Source organism: Pseudomonas sp. WSY_20 (genome assembly GCF_043104335.1).
GTDB classification, from domain to species: domain Bacteria; phylum Pseudomonadota; class Gammaproteobacteria; order Pseudomonadales; family Pseudomonadaceae; genus Aquipseudomonas; species Aquipseudomonas parafulva_B.
Window position 1 is genome coordinate 48,614 of sequence record NZ_JBICKP010000020.1, and the last position, 22,635, is coordinate 71,248.

Here is a 22,635-nt window from a genome sequence, read left to right on the forward strand (position 1 = left end):
ACCCGTTCGGGGGCCGTCGCGGCCCTCACAAGGAGTGATCAATGAAGAAGCTGCTTGCTGTCGCTGCCGCCATCGCGGCCTTCTCGGCCCAGGCCGATACCCTGACCGTCGCTGCTACGCCGGTACCCCACGCCGAGATCCTCAACGTGGTCAAGCCGCTGCTGGCCAAGGAAGGGGTAGAGCTGAAGGTGAAGGAATTCACCGACTACATCCAGCCAAACGTGCAGGTGGCGGAAAAGCGCCTCGACGCCAACTTCTTCCAGCACCAGCCTTACCTCGATGAGTTCAACAAGGCCAAGGGTACCGATCTGGTGAACGTGACTGGCGTGCACATCGAACCGCTGGGCGTTTATTCCACCAAGATCAAGAAGCTCGACGAACTCCCATCCGGCGCTACCGTGGTCATCCCCAACGATGCCACCAACGGTGGCCGTGCCCTGCTGCTGCTGGACAAGGCCGGCGTCATCAAGCTCAAGGACAACAGCAACATCCTCTCCACCGTGAAAGACGTTGCCGAGAACCCGAAGAACATCAAGTTCCGCGAACTAGAAGCGGCCACCATCCCGCGCGTGCTGACCCAGGTCGATGCCGCCCTGATCAACACCAACTATGCGCTGGAAGCCAAGTTGAACCCGGAAAAGGATGCGCTGGCCATTGAGGGCAGCGATTCGCCTTACGTGAATATCCTCGTCGCGCGTCCGGACAACAAGGACAGTGAAGACATGAAGAAGCTGGCAGCCGCCCTGCATTCGCCCGAGGTGAAGCAGTTCATCACCGAGAAATACAAAGGCGCTGTAGTACCCGCGTTCTGAGCCTGCACCCTGGGTCGCCAAGCGGCCCAGGGTGAGGTTGCCATTTGGAGCGTGACGCAAGCACGGGGGTCATGCGCCTGTGCTATCGCTCCAGAGGCCAGGTCCCGCGCAGGGCCCTGACAGATGCTCAGTCGCCCCGGACCAGACCGGGCAGGCGGGCCACCAACTTCTTGCTGTCGAACGGCGCACGAATGAAGCCACGCTGACGGCCGTCCGGGCCGACGATTGCCAGGTTGCCACTGTGGTCCACGGTGTAACCGGGCTTGCTGGTGTCGGCAGGGATGAAGGGGATGCTAAGCGCATTGGCCAGCTTCTGGGTATCTTCCACGGAACCGGCCAACCCCACGAAGTCCTTGTCGAAGTAACCCAGGTATTGCTTGAGCTGGCTCGGCGTGTCGCGGTTGGGGTCCACGCTCACCAACACCACCTGCAAGCGGTCCAGCGCCTGCTTGGGCAGTTCACTCTTTACCTGTCGCAGCTGCGCCAATGTGGTGGGGCAGATGTCCGGACAGTAGGTATAGCCAAAGAACAGCAGCGACCACTTGCCTTTCAACTCATCCAGCTGCACCGGCTGGCCGTTCTGGTTGGTCATGGTCACGTCAGCCACCGTCCGGCTTTGCGGCAGCAGGATGATGCCGGCATCGATGAGCTCGGTAGCGCTCGGTGGGCGCTTGGCGTTGAGCACATTGTTGAGGATCAGGCCCATGATCACGACGATCAGGGCAGCGATGAGGAAGACGGCTTTCTGGGTTCGGGTCATGGGCTCGATAACAGGTTGAGGTCGACGATAACTGCAATGAACAGCGCACAAGGTAGGCGCTAGGGTACGCCATGCCGGCGTGCTACGCATGCGGCGCGGCGCCACGGTTTGCATTGGTCTTAATGGGCTGTGCGGGACGATTAGCATTGTGCACCCGGTTTTCATGAAATGAACTTCATCAACAGCCCAATGGCTCTAAATCGGTGTAATTGAAGGGGAACAGTCACGCAGGAAGCGCCATATATGCTGGATACGACAGGCATCGGATCCGTTTATAACAAATGGATCTTAACTTAATTGAATATCCAGCTAAGTTAGTGTCTTCCGTTTGAAACGATTTGTCCTTGGAGTTGTCATGAACATCGCTGCTGTACGCGAGCAGGTGAATCAAGCCCACCAACATGAAGGCCAGACCGGCCAGCTGAAAAAACGCCTCGCGCTGCAACTGCCGCACCTGCACCCTTCCATCCAATTGCCGGAGCAGGGTGCTCAGGACACGTTGGCGCGCTTTGTGGGTGCCTACATCGATCAAGTGCCGGAACTGCTTGAAGCGGCCCACGAGGTGGCGCGTGAAGCCGGTATCGAGTCGCAGATCAAGCCCGTACTGAAGATTGCCGAGGCCTACTTCCTGCAGCCGCCTAGCGTTATGCAAGGGCATGTCGGCCTGGACTGCCTGCTGGACGAGGCCTACCTGGCCCATCGCCTGGTGGAGGAGGTCAACGACCTGTATATCCGGCACTTCCAGCAGCCACTCATCCCCGTCGATACCACCGTTGCCAACCTGATCGCTCACCAGCTGATCGGCGAGGCGTTTGCCAATCAGCTCGATGAAGTGGTGCACCACTCGGTCGATGAAATGCTCGACGACGAGAGCTTCGCCGCAGAATCTGTGGAAGCCTACCGTGAAAAACTGAGCAGCCCCGAAACCGGCGCGGCCTGGAAGCGTTGGCCCTGCCTGTCACGTCAGCTGGGCGTGGAGCTCGGCCAGCCGGCCTGAGCATGGCCGGGCTGGCCAATCGTGCGATGGCCAGCCTGGGCCATAGCCCGAGGTCAGGCGCCCACGCCGGACGTGGTGCGTAACCGTCCTTCCACCCGTCGTTTCAAGCGCTTGTGCTCGACTCGAAGCTTGGAACCACTGGCCGCATTGCTGCGGCTCCAGTCTTCGAGCAATTCCAGACACGCGTGGTCGATATAGCTGAGATTGCCCAGCGGCACATGCAACGTGGTGCCGGCGGGTACGCCGTCGAGCACCTTGGTCAGCGCCGGCACCTTGAGAAAGGTTGCCGCGCCGCTCAGGCGAAGTTCCATGTGCCCGGCCTTGGGCAGGTCCACCAGGTTGATCTTGAGGCGTGCGGCCTTGAAGGCGAGCTTGAGCAACGTCAGGGCAAAGCCCAACAAGACGCCCGTGAGCAGGTCGGTGAAGATGATCGCCAGGGCGGTGGCCGCATAGGTGAACATCGGCATCCGGCCATAGCGCCCAAGGCCCCGGAAGGCTTTGAGGTCGACCAGTTTTATCCCGGTAAACACCAGCACCCCGGCCAGGCTTGCAATCGGAATCTGCTGCAGAATGCTGCTGAGCACCACCACGAACGCCAGCAGCCACACACCATGCAGAATCGCCGAAGCCCGGGTTTGTGCGCCGGCCTGGACGTTGGCCGAGCTACGCACGATCACGCCGGTCATGGGCAGCGCGCCCAGTATCCCGCACAGCATGTTGCCGATGCCTTGGGCCGACAGTTCCCGGTCGTAATCCGAACGCTGGCCACTGTGCATGCGGTCCACCGCTGCGGCAGACAACAAGGTTTCGGCGCTGGCGATGAATGCCAGTGCAAAGGCCGCCACCAGCAGGCCAGGGTCAGTCAGTTTCATCAGGTCATCGAAGCGAATCCAGTCGATGGCCTCGGACAAGTCCGCCGGTACCTCTACGCGGTTCACCGGCAGCGCCAGCCACAGGCTGATGGCAGTCATGGCTGTCACGCCCAGCAATGCTCCCGGAATGAAGCGCAAGCGTTGTGGCCGCAATCGCTCCCAGCCCCACATGATGAGCATGGTGCCCAACCCCAATGCACCGGCCTGCCAACCCATGCCTGCGCTTTCCAGCGGCAACGCCCCAGCGACGGTTGCCGGGAACGCCAGCAGGTTCTGCATGCCCGACGGTTGAGGCGCGGTGTCGAACATCACATGGACTTGCGACAGCACGATCAGTACCCCGATACCCGCCAGCATGCCGTACACCACCGCCGGCGCCGTCACTCGGAACCAGCAGCCCAGGCGCAGGCGCCCGGCCAGCAACTGCAGCAACCCTGCCAGAAGCAGAATCGGCCCGAGCATGGCCATGCCGTGCTGGCGCACCAGTTCGAAGACCAGCACCGCCAGCCCAGCTGCCGGTCCGCTGACCTGCAACGGGGAGCCGGCGAGGAAACCGACGACAATGCCGCCGATGATACCGGTGATCAACCCCTTGGCAGGCGGCATACCGGAGGCGATCGCAATGCCCATGCACAAGGGCAGGGCCACCAGAAAGACCACTACCGAGGCCAGCAACTCACGCGGCAGGGCCGCTTTCAGCTGTGTAATGTTCACCGTATTACTCCTTTCTCTATCGCACGGCCATTCCTCTGGCCGTGGGCACGTTTAGCCCCGACAGGCGCGCAGCAGCAGGCCGCCAGCGCAGCAGCCGGCACACCAGTCAGGGAATTCAGGGCAGCAGACGGCCACGCCACACCCCAGCAGGGTGTAGCCGGCCATCAAGGTTCAGCGGTGGTCGGGTCGCTTAGTAGCGGCCTCTCGGCGTGGCACAGGGCACTGGCTGGTCTGCCGACAACGGCAGGAAGCTGTCGCTCAAGGCGTCGTAGGCTTCAATCTTGCTGGTCTCGATGTCGTACACCCAGCCATGGATATACAGCTCGCCGGCGGCAAGACGCGAGGCGACGGAGGGGTGCGTACGCAGGTGATGCAACTGGGCGATGACGTTTTCCTTGGTCAGCACCTGCATGTTTTCATGCTCGGTTTCGCACGAGCAGTTGTTCTCTACCACGGTGCGGGCGACTTCGGCATGACGCAGCCATGCGCTGACGGTCGGCATCTTGGCCAGCGACTGCGGGTTGAGCACGGCGCGCATGGCGCCGCAGTCGGAGTGGCCACAAACAATGATGTGATGCACTTTCAACGCCATGACGGCGTACTCGATGGCGCTGGAAACGCCGCCGTTCATCTGTCCATAAGGGGGGACCACGTTACCGACGTTGCGGGTGACGAACAGATCGCCCGGCGAGCTTTGCGTGATCAGCTCCGGCACGATGCGCGAGTCGGCGCAGGTAATGAACATGGCGCGCGGCGTTTGCGCCGTGGCGAGCTTCTTGAACAGCTCTTGCTGCTCAGGAAAAACGTCATGATGAAAGCGCAGGAAGCCGTCGACAATGTGCTTCAGGGCGGCGTCGGCGCTTTCCGCAGGGACCTGCGGCACGACCTTGGATGGGTCCTTTACGGGCATGATTCATCCTCTTGACGGTGAGTAGGCAAATCCATTTTACCGGTGAAAGATTCTGGCAATGCTGGGATTTAGATGACAGGCATTGAGCATAAATCACAGTCGGTGTGGACTGATTTCCTACGCTAGCCGGGAAAACTTAACTGAAACTTAATTCGGAGGCTCTAGAACGGGCGTTCCAGATGATCAGGAGGGTGCTTCAATAGTAGCAAAAAAGCATCAATTGCCAAGTACCATGACTGCAATTATTTGCTCGGATTAGTGAGGCTGGGGGTAGTCCCCCAGCGCGTGGCAAAACGTAGGCTGTCGAGGCGGGAGGCAGTGCGCCTTCCGGGTTGCATTTCGCACAGCTGTAGTGCACTGGGTGCTCGAAGGGGACCACGCCTCGATGCCCGATCAAGCCTTCCGGTCGTTCAATGTCAGAATCAAATCACGAACGGCCTCGCCCGCAGCTGCGATGTAGCCTTTGTAGAAATCCCTGCCTTGGTGCAGCAATGGGGAGCCTTCCAAGGACTCAGCAGCCGCTTCAACTGTTGCCGAGCCGTACTCTTCACTCATCGCTGCCACACTCCGGGCACGCGCCGCCGGATCGTCATACGACCTCTGATACCAACTGGATACTTGGTATTCAGCGCCCTCGCGCTCGAATTTTTCACGCATGCTCGTTGCCAGCGCATCCAGTGACCTTTGAATCACGACGGGGTCGATGTTATGGGCTTTCAGGTAAGTCTCAACGCGCGCCTGAGCCGCCGTTATCAAGGCACCATGGGTGTATCCCTGCATGGGTGGAAAAACACCTTCGGGGAGCTTCATACCAGGCGTGTACGAGTGATAGGTGTAATTTTTGTCAGCCATGTTTGACTCCTTGGCGTAAACAGGGGAGTTGGCGAGTACCGCTAGTAGGCTGGCAGCCAAGGCTAGGCCCAAGCGCCCGGAATAAGCGTGCCTATGGTGTGTCCTTGATCGAAGACGAGGTCGTAGCATTCGCATCTTGGCCAGACTTTCATTATTCGCACGACATGCGGCAGAGATTATTTGAAGCACTAGTAGGCACTGGGTCATTTGCCCACTGAATCACTGCCCGACTTTTCCAATCCAGCTATCAGATCGTGCACACCATTTCCTGCGCTTTCAATGTAGTCGCCGAGTAGGTCACGGTCTTTGTCCAATAGCGGCGAGCCTCTAAGGGACTCGGTAGCAGCGCGAACAGCAAGCGCACCGAAGTGCTCGGCCATGTCGGCAACGCTCTTGCCACGGTCCGCGCTGTTCGCATAGGGCTTCTGGTACCACGTCGATATCTGATACTCGACATTTTGGGCTTCAAACACCCGGTTAAGCTGGTCGGCCAGACCAATCAACGATTCACGGACAAGCGCTGGCTCGATACCCCTGTTGCTCAACACTGCTTGGGCACGCGTTGTAGCAGCGCCGATCAAGTCCTCGTGGGTGTAACCCGGCATGGGTGGGAACACACCCTCCGGAAGTTTCATACCTGGTTGATAGGATTGGTAGTGGTTTGGATTATCTTGCATGGCAAGCTCCGTAGCTTGAGCGGTTGATGACATGGCCGACACGACGGTAAATGCGCCATAGGCAAGCAGGGCCAGTAAGCAAGGCCGCCAATGAGATCGGCAGAGGTAGGGAGACTGAAACGCTGCAGGTCCGGTGGCTGCATCCAAATCGTCTGTATTATGCATATCTTCCCTGATGGTCATGTAAAGCCTGCTGGCTGGCCAAACCTTGTTATCTCCGTCGCCAATGTTGTGGCGGTCAGCAGAGCGTTGGAGGTCGGCTTATTTCTGAAGGGCTCTTTTGATGAGCTAGCTTTTCAACTTCAACCGTGTACTGAGCGCTGTTCAGAGTGAGGTCCGAGGTTAACCGAGCACTACATGACCGCGAAATTGCAATATGCTTACATACTCGTAAGCATTTTCTTACACAAGTGACACCCGCGTTATTCTGCCCAAAAAGATAATGCGCCCTCAAAGCCTCGCCAATCGTGGCTTTGTCGATTACCGGGTTACTTCGCTGAACGCGTTAACCTCTTCAATGACGTGCTCGCTCCAAACAATAAATCTACGTCCATTCACAATCACTGATGAGCGCTTTTTAGGGTTTCAATGCGGCAGCGCATTTTCTCCAAGCAGGCACAGCGCTACCGCAGGATCTGAGGAGCCATGCTCCATGGTTCAAAACAACTGAAGCTGGGCGCCAGGCGGATTAAACTTCGAACAGTCCAGTTGCAAGGCGTCACGTTCCTGGAATCCTAATTTGCGGACACTCTTGGCGAAGCGCTGGGCAAGCAGCTGGGCAAAAACACCTTCACCCCGCATACGAACACCGAAGCGGCTGTCATAAAGCGCTCCGCCCCGGCTTTGCCGAATCAGGCTCATCACATGGGCTGCGCGCTGCGGATAGTGATCGTGCAACCACTGCTCGAACAGAGGGGCCACCTCCAGCGGTAAGCGAAGCATCATGTAGGCCGCGCTTTGCGCCCCGGCCTCTTGCGCCGACCCCAGCAACTGCTCCAGTTCACAGTCGTTGATCATGGGAATGATCGGCGAACACAGCACGCCCACGGGTACGCCCGCATCGCGCAGCAGGCGTATGGCCCGCAAGCGCGCAGCAGGCGAAGCGGCACGGGGCTCCAGCACACGCTTAAGGCCAGCATCAAGGGTGGTATGGCTGATCATTACGCGCACAAGGCGCAAGCTGGCCATTTCGGTCAACAGGTCAAGGTCACGCAGAATCAAAGCGCCCTTGGTGACGATGGTCACTGGGTGTCGAAACTTCAGCAGCACCTCCAGCAAACGCCGAGTCAGCAAGTGTTCGCGTTCTATCGGCTGATAAGGGTCGGTGTTGGCCCCCAGGTTGATCGGCGCACACACGTACCCAGGTTTGCTCAGCTGCTGCGCCAGCACATCGGCCGCATTGGTCTTGGCGATCAGCTTGGTTTCGAAATCCAGACCCGGCGACAGGTCCCAATAGGCGTGGGAAGGGCGCGCATAGCAATAGATGCATCCGTGCTCGCAACCGCGATAAGGGTTTATCGACCGGTCGAAGGGCAGGTCGGGCGAGGTATTGCGGCTGATCACGGTCTTGGCCGTCTCGATCCGCACTTCGGTCCCTTGCGTGATCGGCACATCTTGGTACCAGCCATCATCCTCATACGATGAGTGGGTGTGGCCGAAGCGATTATGCGGATTATGCGCAGTGCCGCGGCCCTTCAAAGGAGGTGAATATGACATGGCTAAACCCTTTACTGTATGCATGTACAGTAAAGGGCATGCCGGGTAATTGCCAGCCCGATTATCCGGCAGCCTGAAGCCACTGGAGGTAAGGGTGCAGGCTGGTCTCACGGCCTAGAAACTGTCTCACCCCTTCACGCAATGGGCGCGATGCCCCTGGGGCGATTAGTGACTCGAACAGCACCTGTCCAAGCGCACGATCAAGTAACCCCGTTTGCTCGAAGCGGGTAAAGATATCCACGGCACATACATCTGCCCAGAGATAGGCGTAATAGCCGGCGTCATACCCGGTAGCCAGGTGGTCGAAGGCGTGGGCTGGGTGCTCATGGGCGTGCAGGGGCCAATAACCACACTGTTCGCGCGATTGAGCGAATCGCTGGCGAGGGGTTTTCCCGTCACCTGGTTTCGTGTGCAGATCCACGTCGAACAAGGCTTTGCTCAGCTCAAGCGCGGCTTCGCCAATGGCCTCGCGCTTATAGCGCGCGATGCACCGCTCGACCTGCTCCCTATCAATCTGACGCCCGTCCGAATGGTGGGAGGAGATGCTGACGAGATAGGCGGCGTTCCACACCCAACGTTCGAAAAGCTTGCCAAATAGCTCCGTCCCGTCCGTACCGAGTTCGATCACGCCCGACTGAACCTGGTTGTCGGTACGCACCAGAAGGTGATGTAACGCATGGCCAAACTCGTGGTACAGCTTGCGCAGCGCGAGGTGATCCAACAATGGCTGTGCGCCTGCGCTACCTTCGGGCACGTCACTGAAGACCATCACCACCGCTTGCTGGTAAATCCCTTCCGCGTCGACCCTGCGGTTACGCACATAGGTTGTGAACACCGCATCTGCCTGCTTACCGGCATGCTGTACAGCATCGAGATAGAGCAAGCCAATGCGTGCGTTGTCCTGGAATGCCTCAAAGGCCAGCACCGAGGGCGCCCATACAGGGGCAGGGGTGGCCCTCAACTCCAGGCCAAAGAGCCGCCTGGCCAGCTGGATCAGCGCGTCGATGACGGCAGCCATCGGGAAAAATTCGCGCAGCGCCTCCTTCGACATTATCTTGGCCGCGTCTCGCAGTTGCTTTTGGGCGAAGCGTAGGTCCCAGGGCTGCATGTCATCCAGACCCAATTTCTGTGCGTCACGCTCAAAGTCTGAACGCCACTGCAGCACCACGGGTTTCATGCCAGCAGCCAAGCTTTGCAGGAATGCGCGAACCTGGCGTGGTGAACCTGCACTTTTGCGCGCCAAGCTCAGGTTCATGTGATCGGAGAACGCCAACAGCGTCGCTCGTTCATGGCGCAGAAGTGCCAGTTGCTGCAGCACCTGACCATTATCTGGCGACGAACCGGTATTGACGCCACGTCCATGGAAAGCCCGGTACACCTGCTCACGGGTAGCACCTAGCTCGGCCTCTTCCAGCACACGCTCGGTAGCCCAGCTTTCGCAGGGTATGGACCACCCGTTACTGCCGCGCTGCCTTGCCCGTTCGTTCAACTCGTCGAGACTGCGTTGGGATAGACCGCGCAGCTGAGTGATGTCATCGACGACCACGTCCGGATGATCGAGATTGAGCAGATACCGTTCTTCAAGCTCGGTTATCTGGCGTTGCAGGTCGAGCAACCGCGCCTTGTCACTCTTGGGCAGCGAAGCGCCACTGACGCGAAACCTTTCCACGTGCCAGCGCAATGTTGCCCGCTGGCGGCTATCGAGGTTACGGCCGATATCGCTGTACGCCAGCTGTTCATACAGCGACTGAAGCTGCTCGTTGCAAAACCTTGAGTCCAACGCAGAGCTGGCAGCAATGTGAAACGCCAGGATAGGGTCACTCCAGGCCTGCCCTTTGCCCAGAAATGGCATTACCCCATAAAGCACTGCGTACAACTGAGCGTCCAGATCATCCATGGCCAACACCAGGTCATCCCATGTTGGCATTGATGGCTGGCTGTTGATCACGCGCTCGATGCCTTGTGGATACCGCTCAAGGACCTGGTCGAACGCATCCTGCATGCTTTCGACTGTGATGGAGGGGTAGTTGACGGGCACGTTGCCGTCTTGCAGAAGCGGGTTGCTCATCACGCTTTACCTTGCTTGATAATGGGAGCTGGCAAGCGTGGGCGACTGCGCGAGCGGGCAGGTCGCGCTTAATTACCACCAGCCCCACCGCCCGGGCCTTGCGCCCGAGCGGTGCAGCGGTCAATCGGCCGGTTTCTTCAGCTTCGGATTGGGAAAGAACTGCACGGTCTGCACCTTCGCCGCTGCCGGCTTGGGCGCTTGTTGGTTGACCCGCGTGCCCAGTTCGCTGGGCACCGACAAGCCCTGCTCATTGAGCGTGTCAGTAAAACCGCACGCCACACACTCGCGGTGCGGCACGCCGTCTTCGTTCCACATCATCAGCTTGTCGGCCTCACTGCATGCCGGGCATACCGCGCCAGCGATGAAGCGCTTCTTGGTCTTGTTCACGGCGTCCTCGCTCATGCTGCCGCTTCTTCGGCCAGGCCACTGTGGCGCAACAAGGCGTCAATGGACGGCTCACGGCCGCGAAAATCGACGAACAACACCATTGGCGCACGCGAGCCGCCGCGAGCCAGCACCGCTTCGCGGAACGCCCGACCCGTTTCGGCATTGAACACGCCTTCTTCCTCGAACCGCGAAAAGGCATCGGCCGACAACACTTCAGCCCATTTGTAGCTGTAGTAGCCTGCTGCGTAACCGCCCGCAAAGATGTGCGCAAAGCTGTTCGGGAAGCGGTTATAGGCCGGTGGGCGCATGACCGACACTTCATCGCGCACCCCTTCGAGCACTTGCAGCACCGTACGGCCGTCACCGTGGCTGGCGTGGAGTTCGAAGTCGAACAGCGAGAACTCGAGCTGACGCACCATCATCATGCCGGACTGGAAGTTCTTCGCCGCCAGCATCTTGTCCAGCAGGTCCTGCGGCAGCGCCTCGCCGGTTTCGTAATGGCCGGAAATCAAGGCAAGGCCTTCGGGCTCCCAGCACCAGTTCTCCATGAACTGGCTGGGCAGCTCTACCGCATCCCATGCCACGCCGTTGATACCAGACACCCCGGCGTGATCGATGCGGGTCAACAGGTGGTGCAAGCCGTGGCCGAACTCATGGAACAGCGTCGTGACCTCGTCATGGGTCAGCAGGGCAGGTTTGCCCGGCGCGGCAGGGGTGAAGTTGCACACCAGGTTGGCCACCGGGCTTTGCAGTTGGCCTTGCGCCGTTACGCGACGGTCACGCGCCCCGTCCATCCAGGCACCGCCACGCTTGTTGGCGCGGGCATAGAGGTCGAAGAAGAAGCGCCCTACATGCTGGCCGTTCTCCTTGATCTCGAACAGGCGTACATCCGGATGCCAGGCGTCGAACTGCTTGAGCTCGTTGATCTCGATGCCATACAGGCGCTGCACGATGCTGAACAGGCCACCCAGTACCTTGTCGATAGGGAAGTAGGCGCGCAGTGCTTCCTGGGACACACTGTAGCGCTGCTCTCGCAGCTTCTCACCAAAGTACCCGGCATCCCAACTGGCCAGCTCCGGACAACCTTGCTCGGCAGCATAGGCCTTGAGCTGGCCCAGGTCGCGGGCGGCGAAGGGCTTGGAGCGTTTGGCCAAATCGCGCAGGAAGCTCAACACCTGGTCGGTGGACTCGGCCATCTTGGTCGCCAGGCTCAGCTCGGCGTAGTTCTCGTAGCCCAGCAGTCCGGCAAGCTCCTGGCGCAGATCAAGGATCTGCTGCATCACCGGACCGTTGTCGAACTGCCCCGCGTTCGGGCCCTGGTCCGAAGCGCGGGTGCAGTAGGCTGCATACAGCTCTTCGCGCAGCGCGCGGTCGCTGGCGTAGGTCATCACCGCATAGTAGCTGGGGAATTCGAGGGTGATCAGCCAGCCATCGAGGCCCTTGGCGGCGGCAGCGGCGGCCATCTGGGCCTTGGCCGAGTCAGGCAGGCCGTCGAGCGCGGCTTCGTCGGTGACGTGCTTGCTCCACGCCTGGGTGGCATCCAACAGCTGGTTGGAGAACCGGCTGCCCAGCTCGCTGAGCTTGCTCTGCACCTCGGCGTAGCGCTGCTGCTTTGCGGCAGGCAGGTCGATGCCCGACAGGCGGAAGTCACGCAACGCATGTTCAAGGATGGTCTTTTGCGCCACATCGAACGTGGCAGCCTCGGGGCTTGCAGCCAGTGCCTGGTAGGCATCGAACAACGCACGGTTCTGCCCAAGCTCCGTAGAGTAGGCGCTCAGCGCTGGCAGGCAGGCCTCGTAGGCTTCACGCAGCTCTGGGCTGTTGCACACTGCATTGAGGTGGCTCACCGGGCTCCAGGCGGCCCCGAGGCGGTCGTTCAGTTCATCCATGGCCAGCACCAGGCCTGCCCATGTAGGCGCTGCGCCTTGTTCTTCAAGAATCCTGGCAATGGCTTTACGGTTGTCGGCCAGGATCGCTTCGATCGCCGGCAGCACGTGCTCTGCACGAATTTGCGAGAAGGGCGGCAGATCGTGGGATTGCAGAAGCGGGTTGTTCGCAGTCACGGTTTGGATACCTTGGCAGAAGAAACACAGCCCCATCTTAATTACAATCGACGCCGACCGCAGCAGGCAGCCAGCCTATCGGCACACATGAGGAACACTATCATGGCCATTCGAAGCTTCCAGCAACACCGTCCCAAGCTCGGAGCGCGGGCCTTCGTCGACCGCTCGGCGGTGGTACTGGGCGATGTCGAGATCGGCGAAGACAGTTCGGTCTGGCCATTGGTGGTAGTGCGTGGCGACATGCACCGCATCCGTATCGGCGCGCGCACCAGTGTGCAGGACGCCAGCGTACTGCACATCACCCACGCCAGCCTGTTCAACCCGGATGGCTTTGCGCTGATCATCGGTGACGAAGTCACCATCGGGCACAAGGTCATGCTGCACGGCTGCACACTGGGCAACCGCATCCTGGTCGGCATGGGCAGTACCGTCATGGACGGCGCCATCGTCGAGGACGAGGTGATCATTGGCGCCGCAAGCCTGGTGCCACCGGGCAAGCGCCTGGTCAGCGGCTACCTGTACATGGGCAGCCCGGTCAGGCAGGTCCGGTTGTTGAACGACCAGGAACGTGCCTTCTTCGCCTACAGCGCCGGCAACTACGTGAAGCTCAAGGACCAGCACCTGGCCGAGGGCTTCGATCAGCCGGACTGATCGTTTTTCCACAGCCCGCCGGCCGCGCAGCTGCCGGTATCGGGCTCTGACTCAGCCATGCGGGCATCGGCTCGCCCGCCAGCATGCGGCGCAGCAACCAAGCGGACACCTTCCCTATGCACCAGCAAAACATTCTGTTCGACCTCGACGGCACCCTGACCGACCCCCGCCTGGGTATCACCCGTTCCATCCAGTACGCCTTGGCGAAGCTGGGTATCGACGAACCAGACCTCTCTCGCCTTGAACACTTCATCGGCCCGCCGTTGTTGCAGGCGTTCATGCAGTTCTACGGTTTCGACGAAGCCAAGGCCTGGGAGGCCGTCAACTTTTACCGTGAGCGCTTTCGCGTCACGGGCCTGTACGAAAACCTCGTGTTCGACGGGGTACCGCAGCTGCTCGAAACCCTCAATGGCCAAGGCCGCACGCTCTACATAGCGACTTCAAAGCCGTGGGAATTCGCGCGCGAAATCGCCCGCCACTTCGCCTTCGACCAGCATTTCAAAGTGATCTACGGCAGCGAGCTGGACGGTACGCGAACCAACAAGGTCGAGCTGATTCGCCACCTGCTGGACGAAGAAGGGCTGGACCCGGCACACACGCTTATGATCGGCGATCGCAAGCATGACCTGATCGGTGCCCGCAGTAACGGCGTGCAGGCCGTGGCAGTTGGGTATGGGTTCGGAAGCCGCGAGGAACTGATGGCAGAAGCGCCGGCGTTTCATTTCGCGTCCCTGGCCGAGCTGCACGAGGCGTTCAGCATGCGATCGCGCTGAAGGGCCGGGCAACCGGCTAACGCGCACTAGCCCCTGGCATCAACCCTTGCAGGGCTGCAGTGCGCGCAGCGATGGGCAATGACGCCAGTTGCCCGACGCGCTCATAGAATCGCTCCCAGTCACCTTCGGCCTGGCGAAATAAAGCCGAAAAAGCCGGCACCCACTGATCGTACAGCCCGAATGGCAGCAATTTCGCATTGTTCATCGGCCCATCTACCCAGGCGTCGTAACGCGTATCGCCTCTCCAGGGGCCATCGCGAAGCGAACGGTAATCGCTTCGCAACCGCTCGAACTCGGCCCGCTTGGCCAAGCGCTTGGTTTCATCATCGGTGGGCGCCGCATAAATCGCCTGTAGGCGTGCCCGCGTGGCCAGTACCAGGCGGATGAACTGCTCGCGCTGGGGGCTATGGTCTTCGCCGGTGGCCGCCAGCCCACGGCTCAGCCGCCATTGCCGCGTGCCTTGCTGCTCGACGAACGACGCGAACGACTCGTTGAAGGCCGTATCGTCCTGCACGTAGACACGCTGATGAGCCAGCTCATGAAAGATCAGCGTGGCCAGACGCTCTTCACCCCAGCCCATCATCGATGACAGGATCGGGTCATCGAACCAGCCCAGGGTCGAATAGGTTTCTACCCCGCCCACATAGACGTCAAGGCGCTGCTGGCGCATCAACGCCGCTGCACCCCGTGCTGCGCCTTGGCGGTAGTAGCCACGGTAGGCCACACACCCTGCAATGGGAAAACAGTGGGTGACCGGCTGTAGCGACAACTCAGGGGTGGCGAATACATTCCATACAACGTACGGGCGGCCCAAATCGGCGTACGTCGTGTAGCTTCGGTTGTCGGGTAATTTCAGTTGCCGGGTGGCGAATGTCCGCGCCTGCTGGGCGTACGCCAGCCGAGCGCGCAACGGCTCGGACGTGGCAGGATCGGCCATCACCTTCGTCAGGGGCCGACGCGCCTGCAGCAGCTCCCACTGGCCGACTGCCAGCTGGCCATAGTAGCCAGCGCTGCTGCAACCGTTGAGCAGCGCGACGAGCAGTAGCGGAACAAACCGGGTGAAAACACGGTCGAGTGCCCCAGGGTCTGAGCGTTGCACAAGCACTGTTCCAAGCATCGTCTACCGTCTGATTCGCTCAACCCCATTCGCCTAAAGATTATCTCGCCGAAGGGGAGTTTCGCCATGCGCGCATTGTGGGTCGCCGGTTCATTGCTGCTGACAACGGCCTGTTCGACATTGCCTGACCCCGACCCCTCTCAAGCGTGGGTCGACCTTGAACCAGGCGAGCAAACTTCCCTGGACGCGGTAAAAGTCGATGCAAGGGACTGGGACGACAACCGTTATTTCCAAATACCGCCCGGCAACCATGAGCTGACCGTGCGCTATCAATTCCCGGTGGCGCCCAGTAACATCGGCCCCGTTGACGCCCCGCTGTGGCGTGATTGCCAGGTCAAGGTGGCCTTCAAGGGCTTCGATGCTGGCGAGCGTTACCAGTTGCAGGCTGGCAGCATCGGCTTCCGTCCCTGGATCAAGCTCTATGATCAGCAACAGAACCTGGTCAGCCAGGGTGAACCGGCAGGCTGCCAGCGCACGTGAAGCATCCAAAACAGCGCTATGCTTGTCAGGTATTCACTGCAAGTGGAAAAACCTGCCATGCGCCAGCCCATGATGCTGATCGCCCTCAGTGCACTGGGAGCTTGTGCTAGCCCCTTACCGCCCAAGGACCCTAAACAGGCCTGGGTAGACCTTTACACCATGACACCCGGCAGAGTCATCATGGCCGACCGCCTCGATGGCAAACGCCTGGACGACGGCCGTTATTTTCAGGTGACGCCCGGCAAGCACGAACTGATCGTACGTTTCGACTATGAGATCTACGCGGGCGGGTTCTCTACCGACCCCAGGGACCGTACATGCTACCTGACGGTGCGTTACGATCACTTCGAGGCGGGCGAGCGTTATAGGCTTGAGGCAAGGGCGCCGGTAATGGAACCGCAGGTGCTGTTGTATGACTCAGCCAGGACCGTGGTCGTCAACGAACCTAGCAGGGTCTTCTGCATACCCTAGGCCCCCTCCGGGTCCCAGCGGTTGCCAGGCTTACTGATCATTCTTCTGATAAATGATCTTGCGGGCACCTCCATCACAGCTGCCGACCACCATGTTGGGGTCCTGCACTTCGCTGTTGGGCACGATTTCCAGGGTATAGGACGGCACACCCTGGGCCTGGATCTTGGCCTCGATTTCTGCCTTCAACTCCTCGCATGGCTTGATTGCTGCCAGTGCCGAAGTTGTCACCAGAGAGACCAGTAAAGCGGTAGCGATGCGAATCATGGGCGGCTCCAGTAAAGGCAGCGAGGCTGCCGGGTTTTCAGATTACCGCAAACCGCCCACGGCTGGAGCGATCAGCTCACCAGCTTGGCATCCAGGGTAATGTTGGCGTTGAGCACCTTGGACACGGGGCAGCCCTGCTTGGCCTTGTTGGCGATTTCCAGGAACTGTTCTTCGCTCGCCCCTGGTACTTTGGCGCTCAGCACCAGGTGCACCGCAGTGATGGCAAAACCATCGTCCTGCTTGTCCAGGGTGACTTCGGCTTTAGTGTCGATACGCTCGGGCGTCAGCTTGGCTTCGCCCAGCATCATCGACAGCGCCATCGAGAAGCACCCAGCGTGGGCGGCGCCGATCAGTTCTTCTGGGTTGGTGCCCGGCGTGTCTTCGAAACGAGTGTTGAACCCATAAGGGTTGTTCTTGAGCGCGCCGCTTTCCGTGGAGATCTGGCCCTTGCCGTCCTTGAGACCACCTTCCCAGATTGCCGATGCTGTCTTCTTCATGATGCCTCCCGGTCATTGGTTAAATACCTATCGATTCAGAGGCTGGTAGCCTGATGAGAGTTCAGCTCAATCCGACAGGGGACATTGAATCCAACGATTGCGCCCATACAGAGTCAAAAGGCCTCAGGCCAACCATCATTGCGGAGGCTTCATGACGCAGTTGCGAAATCTGAAAATATCCACCCTTGACTTGGTGCCAGTGCGCGCCGACCAAGGGCCCGCGCAATCGCTGCGCAATTCGCTGGACCTGGCGCAGCATGTCGAGCGCTTCGGTTACAACCGCTTCTGGGTAGCCGAGCACCACAACATGGACGGCATCGCCAGCTCGGCCACCTCGGTACTGATCGGCTACCTAGCGGGGGGTACATCGCGTATCAGGGTAGGTTCCGGAGGCGTCATGCTGCCCAACCACGCGCCGCTCGTGGTGGCCGAGCAATTTGGCACCCTGGCCAGCCTGTACCCCGGTCGTATCGACTTGGGCCTGGGCCGCGCACCAGGGTCCGACCAGATGACCGCCCATGCACTGCGCCGCGACCGAGCCGGCAGTGCGGACGATTTCCCGGATGACGTCGAAGAGTTGTCGCGCTACCTGGGCCCACGCACCGATGACCAGAAAGTGATTGCCGTGCCGGGGCACGACACCGATGTGCCTATCTGGTTGCTGGGCTCCAGCCTGTTCAGCGCCCAGCTCGCTGGCATGCGTGGCATGCCCTATGCCTTCGCATCGCATTTTGCGCCGCGCTACATGCATGAGGCGATTCGGGTCTATCGCAATCACTTCAAGCCATCCACCACGCTGGACAAGCCTTACGTCATGCTCGGCATTCCCATGGTAGTGGCCGAGACCGACGAGAAGGCCGAGTACTTGGCCACGTCGGTCTATCAACGCATCCTGGCCTTGATTCGCGGCCAGAGCCTGATGCAGAAGCCTCCGGTAGAAACCATGAACGGCTTGTGGTTGCCCCATGAGCGCGACGCGGTGGGCAGCTTCATGGGGCTGGCGATGATCGGAAGCCCTGATAAGGTCCGCGCCAAGGTCGAGGTGCTGCTGGAGCAGACAGGGGCCGATGAACTGATCTTTACCTGCGATCTGTACGAGCACGCAGACCGGATACGCTCCTACGAGTTGCTGGCTCAGGCACTGCAGCAAGCCTAGCTGTCGAGCAGGGTGCCCCGTGGAGCGGACCGGGCTGACTCGGCGTCTTGACGGGTGACCGATAGCCTGGCAACCGGTCATATGCCCGAACCCCGCGGTCAACCCGCGGGGTTCGGTGGCCCTTAGTTGCGGCTGTAAACGATTTCCTTGGTACCGCCCTCACAACTGCCCACCACCTTGCCGGCGGGATCGCCCTTGTCCACGACCGTCAGCGTGTAGTTTTGCACGCCCTTGGCATCGAGCTTGGCAGCGATTTCCGCTTTCAGCTCTTCACACGGCTTGCCGGCAGCCATCGCGCCGCCCGCCAGGGTCATCAGGCCCAACGCCAGAACCACTTTGTTCATCACTTGCTTTCCTTGTGCAGATGAAATCGCAAAAGGCGCCCATCAGGCGCCTCGTCTAAGTCTTACCCCATCGCGCCAGGCACATCCAGCCCGGAACTGTATCAGCTGTTGGTGATACGGAAGCCGACCTTCAGGGTCACCTGGAAGTGCTCGACCTTGTTGTCACGAATGTGACCACGGGTGCTGACGACTTCGAACCACTCCATCATCTGCACGCTTTTGGAGGCTTCGGCCAGGGCATTCTGAATGGCGTCCTCGATACCGGTGGTGGAAGAACCTACCAGTTCGAGCATTTTGTACGTGTGGTGATCGGACATGTGTTGACTCCTTGGATGGCGATAACGTTGAGCCTAGCAGCGCAGTGCTGGTTTACCTGCGAGCAGGCGCAGCGGCAGAAAGTTCGATCGCACTTTCGCTTCGCTTGATAGTCGCAATCTCTAGAGCCCATAACGCGAAGGAGAGTCAACATGCCCCGCAACTCGCTGCGTAAAACATCACTGGAAAGCATGGAAGCCGAGATCGAGAGCCTCCTGAAAAGCCTGGAAAGCCTCAAGAACGACGCATCCGAGGAATCCCAGAAGTCCCTCAAGGCTATTCGCAGCAATGCCGAGACGGCCCTGAAGCACTCGCGCAGCCTACTGAGCGACGCCTACGAAGAAGTCAAAGACCGCACGGTCAAGACCAGCATCGCTACTCGCGACTACGCTCAGGAACACCCCTACACCACCGCTGGCGTGGCAATAGGCGCACTGGGCCTGCTGGCTGCCTACCTGCTGTGCAAGCGCAACTAAGCGCTCTGCCCAGCCAACTCGGCGCGTAACCACTGCGCCAACTGCTCGGCGCGCCCATCGGCGGCGCGCCGTGGCACCCACAGTGCCAATGCTGCAGGCGTTGCGCTAAAGCCCCATGGCGCGATCAAGCGCCCTGCACGCAAGTCATCGGCTACCAATGGCTCAGGCGCGATGGCCACTCCTAACCCTGCGACTGCCGCTTCCAACAAGTAATACAGATGCTCGAACGACTGCCCATATTTCAGCGCCTGGGCATCGAGGCCGTTGGCCAACGCCCATGTAGGCCAGGCTTGCGGGCGCGACGTGGTGTGCAGCAAGGATTCTTCCAATAGCTGGCTGACCGCCGTCTTGCGCAGGCGCCCAGTGCCCTCGAAGTGCGGGCTGACGACTGGCCCAATACGTTCCTGCGCCAGTACGTGAACCTGCATGTCCGCTGGCCACGGCGGTTCGGCGTACACCAGTAACGCATCCAGCCCGGGGCGACGCGGGTCAAGGTCGCCCTCACCGGCAGAAAGATGCAGGCGAAGCTCAGGCAAGTCGGCATTCAAGCGCCCCAGACGCGGGATGAACCAACGCGCCAGCAAGCTCCCGGAACAGCCAAGCACAAAAGGTGCGTGCTCCACTTCGCGGGCCAGCTCCCGGCATACCCCGCGCAGCCGATCAAAGACCTCACCACTGACGTCACGCAACCTGACGCCAGCATCTGTGAGTTTCACACCTCGCCCATCCTTGGCGAACAGGGCAACGCCAAGGTGCGCTTCCAGCGCTTTGATTTGCCGGCTAACTGCGCCATGGGTCACGTGCAGCGCTTCAGCTGCTTGGCTGACGCTGTTGAGCCGGGCAGTCGCCTCGAAGGCGCGCAAGGCATTGAGGGGCGGGAGATCACTGGCCATTACGTGTGAGTTTTCCTGACAGGTCAGCGCAATCTTATCGGTTTTCATCGGAGCAGGTCATGGTTACAGTAAAGCCCATCACTCATCCGTTATGCCTTGGAGCGTCTCATGACCCAGTCCCAATATCGCCCCGGCCCCGATGCCAATGGCCTGTTCGGCTCGTTCGGCGGCCGCTACGTGGCCGAAACCCTGATGCCACTGGTACTGGACCTAGCCCGTGAATACGAAGCGGCCAAGGCAGACCCTGCATTTCTAGAAGAACTGGCTTACTTCCAACGCGACTACATTGGCCGTCCCAACCCGTTGTATTTCGCCGAGCGCCTGACCGAGCACTGCGGTGGTGCCAAGATCTACTTCAAGCGCGAGGAGCTCAACCACACCGGCGCGCACAAGGTGAACAACTGCATCGGCCAGGTACTGCTGGCCAAGCGCATGGGCAAAAAGCGCCTGATCGCCGAAACCGGTGCCGGCATGCATGGCGTCGCTACCGCCACCGTGGCGGCGCGTTTCGGGTTGCCTTGCGTGATCTACATGGGCGCTACCGACATCGAGCGGCAGCAGGCCAACGTGTTCCGCATGAAACTGCTGGGCGCTGAAATCGTGCCGGTCACCGCTGGTACCGGCACCTTGAAAGATGCCATGAACGAGGCCCTGCGAGACTGGGTCACCAATGTCGACGACACGTTCTACCTGATCGGCACCGTAGCCGGCCCGCACCCCTACCCAGCCATGGTTCGGGACTTCCAGTCGATCATCGGCAAGGAAACCCGCGCCCAGATGCAGGAAAAGGAAGGCCGACTGCCGGACAGCCTGGTGGCCTGCGTGGGTGGCGGGTCCAATGCCATGGGCCTGTTCCACGAGTTTCTCGAAGAGCCGAGCGTTCAGATCATCGGTGTCGAGGCGGGCGGGCACGGCGTGCAGACCGACAAGCACGCTGCCAGCCTGAACGGCGGAGTGCCTGGGGTACTGCACGGCAACCGTACCTACTTGCTGCAGGACGCCGACGGCCAGATCACCGATGCCCATTCGATCTCAGCAGGCCTGGACTATCCGGGCATCGGCCCCGAGCACGCTTATCTACACGAAGTGAAGCGGGTCGAATACGTCAGCATCACCGATGACGAGGCCCTGGATGCCTTCCACGCATCCTGCCGGCTCGAAGGCATCATTCCCGCGCTGGAAAGCGCCCATGCGCTGGCCGAAGCCATCAAGCGCGCCCCGTCCTTGCCCAACGACCACCTGATGGTGATCTGCCTGTCGGGGCGTGGGGACAAGGATATGCACACCGTCATGAACCACATGGCCGCCCAGGAGAAACAGGCATGAGCCGTCTTGAACAACGTTTCGCCGAGCTGAAAACCGAAGGCCGCGCAGCACTGGTCACCTTCGTCACTGCAGGTGATCCAGGCTATGACGCCTCGCTCCAGATTCTCAAGGGCCTGCCGGCGGCAGGTGCCGACGTGATCGAACTGGGCATGCCGTTCACCGACCCCATGGCCGACGGCGTGGCCATCCAGCTGGCCACCCTGCGTGCACTCGAGGCTGGCCAGACCTTGGCCAAGACGCTGCAGATGGTTCGCGAATTCCGAGAGGATGACCAGACCACGCCGATCGTGCTGATGGGTTACTACAACCCGATTCACCGCTTTGGCGTGGAAGCGTTCGTGGCCCAGGCCAACGAAGCCGGTGTCGATGGCCTGATCATCGTCGACCTGCCGCCTGAGCATGACGACGAACTGGCCAGCCCGGCCCAGGCTGCGGGTATCGACTTCATCCGCCTGACCACCCCGACTACCGACGACGCGCGCCTGCCCCGCGTGCTGGAGCGCAGCTCCGGGTTCGTCTACTACGTGTCGGTGGCCGGTGTGACGGGTGCAGGCTCGGCGACGACAGAACATGTGACCGAAGCCATTGCGCGCTTGCGTCGCCATACGGATTTGCCGATCAGCGTCGGGTTTGGCATTCGCACCCCCGAGCAGGCGGCCAACATCGCCCGTCTCGCCGACGGTGTGGTGGTAGGCTCAGCCCTGGTCGACAAGATTGCCCACGCGCAGAACCCCGGTCAGGCGGTAGACGATGTGTTGAGCCTGTGCTCGGCCTTGGCAGAAGGGGTACGTGGCGCTCGGCGCTAGGGGTGGTTGTCGCTCGGTTGCCCGAGGCTATCTTGAGCGGCAGCTCATGTTGCAACGCTGATATCCTAGGGCCGCTGCGCGGCCCATCGCGGCGCACTTGAGAGATGCGTATACCTGTAGATACCGTCTTGACCCTCACTTCACAAGCGCGATTTGAGGGTCGAACGGCTTTCCAGATTTCACCACGCCGTACACCAGGTACAACAACTTGCGCATCGCCGCGCATACGATCTGTTTA

25 protein-coding genes are annotated in these 22,635 nt (G+C 60.4%); 10 read left to right on the forward strand and 15 right to left on the reverse strand.

Annotation, left to right across the window (positions count from 1 at the left end; genetic code table 11):
• Positions 1 to 41 precede the first annotated feature (41 nt).
• Positions 42 to 812: a MetQ/NlpA family ABC transporter substrate-binding protein gene (locus tag ACF8E5_RS06350; RefSeq protein WP_058638717.1), complete on the forward strand. Its 771-nt coding sequence runs from the start codon at positions 42 to 44 to the stop codon at positions 810 to 812.
• 127 nt (positions 813 to 939) lie between these two features.
• On the opposite strand, the gene ACF8E5_RS06355 is transcribed toward ACF8E5_RS06350, so the two are convergent.
• Entirely contained in the window at positions 940 to 1,572 is a 633-nt protein-coding gene (locus ACF8E5_RS06355; RefSeq protein WP_196141319.1) for an SCO family protein, read from the reverse strand.
• A gap of 355 nt (positions 1,573 to 1,927) precedes the next feature.
• Between ACF8E5_RS06355 and ACF8E5_RS06360 the strand changes: the two genes are divergently transcribed.
• Positions 1,928 to 2,569, forward strand: a complete 642-nt coding sequence (locus tag ACF8E5_RS06360; protein WP_058638719.1) for a hypothetical protein — start codon at positions 1,928 to 1,930, stop codon at positions 2,567 to 2,569.
• A gap of 53 nt (positions 2,570 to 2,622) precedes the next feature.
• Here ACF8E5_RS06360 and ACF8E5_RS06365 read toward each other — a convergent pair whose 3' ends face one another.
• From ACF8E5_RS06365 to prlC, 8 genes are all read right to left on the reverse strand, one after another.
• A complete protein-coding gene (locus tag ACF8E5_RS06365; protein WP_392475040.1) occupies positions 2,623 to 4,155 on the reverse strand; it encodes a SulP family inorganic anion transporter in 1,533 nt (510 codons plus the stop codon).
• Between the two features lie 190 nt (positions 4,156 to 4,345).
• Positions 4,346 to 5,065 carry a carbonic anhydrase gene (locus ACF8E5_RS06370; protein ID WP_058603673.1) on the reverse strand — a complete coding sequence of 240 codons (720 nt, stop codon included), beginning with the start codon at positions 5,063 to 5,065 and terminating at the stop codon, positions 4,346 to 4,348.
• A gap of 393 nt (positions 5,066 to 5,458) precedes the next feature.
• Positions 5,459 to 5,917 carry a hypothetical protein gene (locus ACF8E5_RS06375; protein ID WP_392475041.1) on the reverse strand — a complete coding sequence of 153 codons (459 nt, stop codon included), beginning with the start codon at positions 5,915 to 5,917 and terminating at the stop codon, positions 5,459 to 5,461.
• Positions 5,918 to 6,120: 203 nt separating this feature from the next.
• A complete protein-coding gene (locus ACF8E5_RS06380; RefSeq protein WP_182138458.1) occupies positions 6,121 to 6,777 on the reverse strand; it encodes a hypothetical protein in 657 nt (218 codons plus the stop codon).
• Between the two features lie 474 nt (positions 6,778 to 7,251).
• Positions 7,252 to 8,310 (reverse strand): PA0069 family radical SAM protein, encoded by a 1,059-nt coding sequence (locus tag ACF8E5_RS06385; protein WP_326384178.1) that lies wholly within the window; start codon positions 8,308 to 8,310, stop codon positions 7,252 to 7,254.
• A gap of 61 nt (positions 8,311 to 8,371) precedes the next feature.
• Positions 8,372 to 10,378, reverse strand: a complete 2,007-nt coding sequence (locus ACF8E5_RS06390) for a M3 family metallopeptidase (RefSeq protein ID WP_326384179.1) — start codon at positions 10,376 to 10,378, stop codon at positions 8,372 to 8,374.
• Positions 10,379 to 10,498: 120 nt separating this feature from the next.
• Positions 10,499 to 10,780 carry a YheV family putative zinc ribbon protein gene (locus ACF8E5_RS06395; RefSeq protein ID WP_078477768.1) on the reverse strand — a complete coding sequence of 94 codons (282 nt, stop codon included), beginning with the start codon at positions 10,778 to 10,780 and terminating at the stop codon, positions 10,499 to 10,501.
• Entirely contained in the window at positions 10,777 to 12,828 is a 2,052-nt protein-coding gene (prlC, locus tag ACF8E5_RS06400) for an oligopeptidase A (RefSeq protein ID WP_392475042.1), read from the reverse strand. The genes ACF8E5_RS06395 and prlC overlap by 4 nt, the downstream gene beginning before the upstream one ends.
• Before the next feature lie 102 nt (positions 12,829 to 12,930).
• Here prlC and ACF8E5_RS06405 point away from each other — a divergent pair, with 102 nt between their 5' ends.
• Positions 12,931 to 13,479 (forward strand): gamma carbonic anhydrase family protein, encoded by a 549-nt coding sequence (locus tag ACF8E5_RS06405; protein ID WP_058638743.1) that lies wholly within the window; start codon positions 12,931 to 12,933, stop codon positions 13,477 to 13,479.
• A gap of 116 nt (positions 13,480 to 13,595) precedes the next feature.
• Complete coding sequence (locus ACF8E5_RS06410; protein WP_078479375.1) at positions 13,596 to 14,252, forward strand: HAD family hydrolase; 657 nt, start codon at positions 13,596 to 13,598, stop codon at positions 14,250 to 14,252.
• A 16-nt stretch (positions 14,253 to 14,268) separates the two neighbouring features.
• Here ACF8E5_RS06410 and ACF8E5_RS06415 read toward each other — a convergent pair whose 3' ends face one another.
• Positions 14,269 to 15,351, reverse strand: a complete 1,083-nt coding sequence (locus tag ACF8E5_RS06415) for an aminopeptidase (RefSeq protein ID WP_392475043.1) — start codon at positions 15,349 to 15,351, stop codon at positions 14,269 to 14,271.
• A gap of 84 nt (positions 15,352 to 15,435) precedes the next feature.
• Here ACF8E5_RS06415 and ACF8E5_RS06420 point away from each other — a divergent pair, with 84 nt between their 5' ends.
• Entirely contained in the window at positions 15,436 to 15,849 is a 414-nt protein-coding gene (locus tag ACF8E5_RS06420; RefSeq protein WP_058638745.1) for a hypothetical protein, read from the forward strand.
• 57 nt (positions 15,850 to 15,906) lie between these two features.
• Positions 15,907 to 16,320 (forward strand): hypothetical protein, encoded by a 414-nt coding sequence (locus tag ACF8E5_RS06425; protein WP_023532343.1) that lies wholly within the window; start codon positions 15,907 to 15,909, stop codon positions 16,318 to 16,320.
• Between the two features lie 30 nt (positions 16,321 to 16,350).
• Here ACF8E5_RS06425 and ACF8E5_RS06430 read toward each other — a convergent pair whose 3' ends face one another.
• Both ACF8E5_RS06430 and ACF8E5_RS06435 read right to left on the reverse strand, forming a co-directional pair.
• The gene (locus ACF8E5_RS06430; RefSeq protein WP_058603649.1) at positions 16,351 to 16,584 is read right to left on the reverse strand and encodes a DUF1161 domain-containing protein; all 234 of its coding nucleotides are present in this window, start codon (positions 16,582 to 16,584) and stop codon (positions 16,351 to 16,353) included.
• Positions 16,585 to 16,655: 71 nt separating this feature from the next.
• Positions 16,656 to 17,081 (reverse strand): OsmC family protein, encoded by a 426-nt coding sequence (locus tag ACF8E5_RS06435; protein ID WP_058603648.1) that lies wholly within the window; start codon positions 17,079 to 17,081, stop codon positions 16,656 to 16,658.
• 151 nt (positions 17,082 to 17,232) lie between these two features.
• Between ACF8E5_RS06435 and ACF8E5_RS06440 the strand changes: the two genes are divergently transcribed.
• Positions 17,233 to 18,237, forward strand: coding sequence for an LLM class flavin-dependent oxidoreductase (locus ACF8E5_RS06440; protein ID WP_058638747.1), 1,005 nt, complete (start codon positions 17,233 to 17,235; stop codon positions 18,235 to 18,237).
• A gap of 122 nt (positions 18,238 to 18,359) precedes the next feature.
• Here the strand turns inward: ACF8E5_RS06440 and ACF8E5_RS06445 are convergent, their stop codons facing one another.
• Positions 18,360 to 18,581 (reverse strand): DUF1161 domain-containing protein, encoded by a 222-nt coding sequence (locus ACF8E5_RS06445; protein WP_023532365.1) that lies wholly within the window; start codon positions 18,579 to 18,581, stop codon positions 18,360 to 18,362.
• Positions 18,582 to 18,682: 101 nt separating this feature from the next.
• Positions 18,683 to 18,898, reverse strand: a complete 216-nt coding sequence (locus tag ACF8E5_RS06450) for a dodecin (RefSeq protein WP_023532741.1) — start codon at positions 18,896 to 18,898, stop codon at positions 18,683 to 18,685.
• A gap of 150 nt (positions 18,899 to 19,048) precedes the next feature.
• On the opposite strand from ACF8E5_RS06450, the gene ACF8E5_RS06455 reads away from it, so the two are divergent.
• Positions 19,049 to 19,372 (forward strand): YqjD family protein, encoded by a 324-nt coding sequence (locus tag ACF8E5_RS06455; RefSeq protein ID WP_058603646.1) that lies wholly within the window; start codon positions 19,049 to 19,051, stop codon positions 19,370 to 19,372.
• Here ACF8E5_RS06455 and ACF8E5_RS06460 read toward each other — a convergent pair.
• On the reverse strand, positions 19,369 to 20,265 hold the full coding sequence (locus ACF8E5_RS06460) for a LysR family transcriptional regulator (protein ID WP_078479374.1): 897 nt from the start codon (positions 20,263 to 20,265) through the stop codon (positions 19,369 to 19,371). The two genes, ACF8E5_RS06455 and ACF8E5_RS06460, sit on opposite strands and share 4 nt — an antisense overlap.
• Before the next feature lie 108 nt (positions 20,266 to 20,373).
• On the opposite strand from ACF8E5_RS06460, the gene trpB reads away from it, so the two are divergent.
• Together trpB and trpA are read left to right on the forward strand one after the other, a co-directional pair.
• Positions 20,374 to 21,591 (forward strand): tryptophan synthase subunit beta, encoded by a 1,218-nt coding sequence (gene trpB, locus ACF8E5_RS06465; RefSeq protein WP_392475044.1) that lies wholly within the window; start codon positions 20,374 to 20,376, stop codon positions 21,589 to 21,591.
• Positions 21,588 to 22,397 carry a tryptophan synthase subunit alpha gene (gene trpA / locus ACF8E5_RS06470; protein WP_058638748.1) on the forward strand — a complete coding sequence of 270 codons (810 nt, stop codon included), beginning with the start codon at positions 21,588 to 21,590 and terminating at the stop codon, positions 22,395 to 22,397. Before trpB ends, trpA begins: the two co-directional genes overlap by 4 nt.
• Positions 22,398 to 22,635: the final 238 nt, after the last annotated feature.

Coding starts and splice junctions, on each gene's coding strand:
- ACF8E5_RS06425 (WP_023532343.1), top strand. CDS start 15,907: ATGCGCCAGCCCATGATGCTGATCGCCCTCAGTGCACTGGGAGCTTGT.
- ACF8E5_RS06410 (WP_078479375.1), top strand. CDS start 13,596: ATGCACCAGCAAAACATTCTGTTCGACCTCGACGGCACCCTGACCGAC.
- ACF8E5_RS06445 (WP_023532365.1), bottom strand. CDS start 18,581: ATGAACAAAGTGGTTCTGGCGTTGGGCCTGATGACCCTGGCGGGCGGC.
- ACF8E5_RS06460 (WP_078479374.1), bottom strand. CDS start 20,265: ATGGCCAGTGATCTCCCGCCCCTCAATGCCTTGCGCGCCTTCGAGGCG.
- ACF8E5_RS06370 (WP_058603673.1), bottom strand. CDS start 5,065: ATGCCCGTAAAGGACCCATCCAAGGTCGTGCCGCAGGTCCCTGCGGAA.
- trpA (WP_058638748.1), top strand. CDS start 21,588: ATGAGCCGTCTTGAACAACGTTTCGCCGAGCTGAAAACCGAAGGCCGC.
- ACF8E5_RS06395 (WP_078477768.1), bottom strand. CDS start 10,780: ATGAGCGAGGACGCCGTGAACAAGACCAAGAAGCGCTTCATCGCTGGC.
- ACF8E5_RS06455 (WP_058603646.1), top strand. CDS start 19,049: ATGCCCCGCAACTCGCTGCGTAAAACATCACTGGAAAGCATGGAAGCC.
- ACF8E5_RS06420 (WP_058638745.1), top strand. CDS start 15,436: ATGCGCGCATTGTGGGTCGCCGGTTCATTGCTGCTGACAACGGCCTGT.
- ACF8E5_RS06355 (WP_196141319.1), bottom strand. CDS start 1,572: ATGACCCGAACCCAGAAAGCCGTCTTCCTCATCGCTGCCCTGATCGTC.
- ACF8E5_RS06350 (WP_058638717.1), top strand. CDS start 42: ATGAAGAAGCTGCTTGCTGTCGCTGCCGCCATCGCGGCCTTCTCGGCC.
- trpB (WP_392475044.1), top strand. CDS start 20,374: ATGACCCAGTCCCAATATCGCCCCGGCCCCGATGCCAATGGCCTGTTC.
- ACF8E5_RS06435 (WP_058603648.1), bottom strand. CDS start 17,081: ATGAAGAAGACAGCATCGGCAATCTGGGAAGGTGGTCTCAAGGACGGC.
- ACF8E5_RS06430 (WP_058603649.1), bottom strand. CDS start 16,584: ATGATTCGCATCGCTACCGCTTTACTGGTCTCTCTGGTGACAACTTCG.
- ACF8E5_RS06385 (WP_326384178.1), bottom strand. CDS start 8,310: ATGTCATATTCACCTCCTTTGAAGGGCCGCGGCACTGCGCATAATCCG.
- ACF8E5_RS06375 (WP_392475041.1), bottom strand. CDS start 5,917: ATGGCTGACAAAAATTACACCTATCACTCGTACACGCCTGGTATGAAG.
- ACF8E5_RS06380 (WP_182138458.1), bottom strand. CDS start 6,777: ATGACCATCAGGGAAGATATGCATAATACAGACGATTTGGATGCAGCC.
- ACF8E5_RS06390 (WP_326384179.1), bottom strand. CDS start 10,378: ATGAGCAACCCGCTTCTGCAAGACGGCAACGTGCCCGTCAACTACCCC.
- ACF8E5_RS06440 (WP_058638747.1), top strand. CDS start 17,233: ATGACGCAGTTGCGAAATCTGAAAATATCCACCCTTGACTTGGTGCCA.
- ACF8E5_RS06360 (WP_058638719.1), top strand. CDS start 1,928: ATGAACATCGCTGCTGTACGCGAGCAGGTGAATCAAGCCCACCAACAT.
- ACF8E5_RS06450 (WP_023532741.1), bottom strand. CDS start 18,898: ATGTCCGATCACCACACGTACAAAATGCTCGAACTGGTAGGTTCTTCC.
- ACF8E5_RS06405 (WP_058638743.1), top strand. CDS start 12,931: ATGGCCATTCGAAGCTTCCAGCAACACCGTCCCAAGCTCGGAGCGCGG.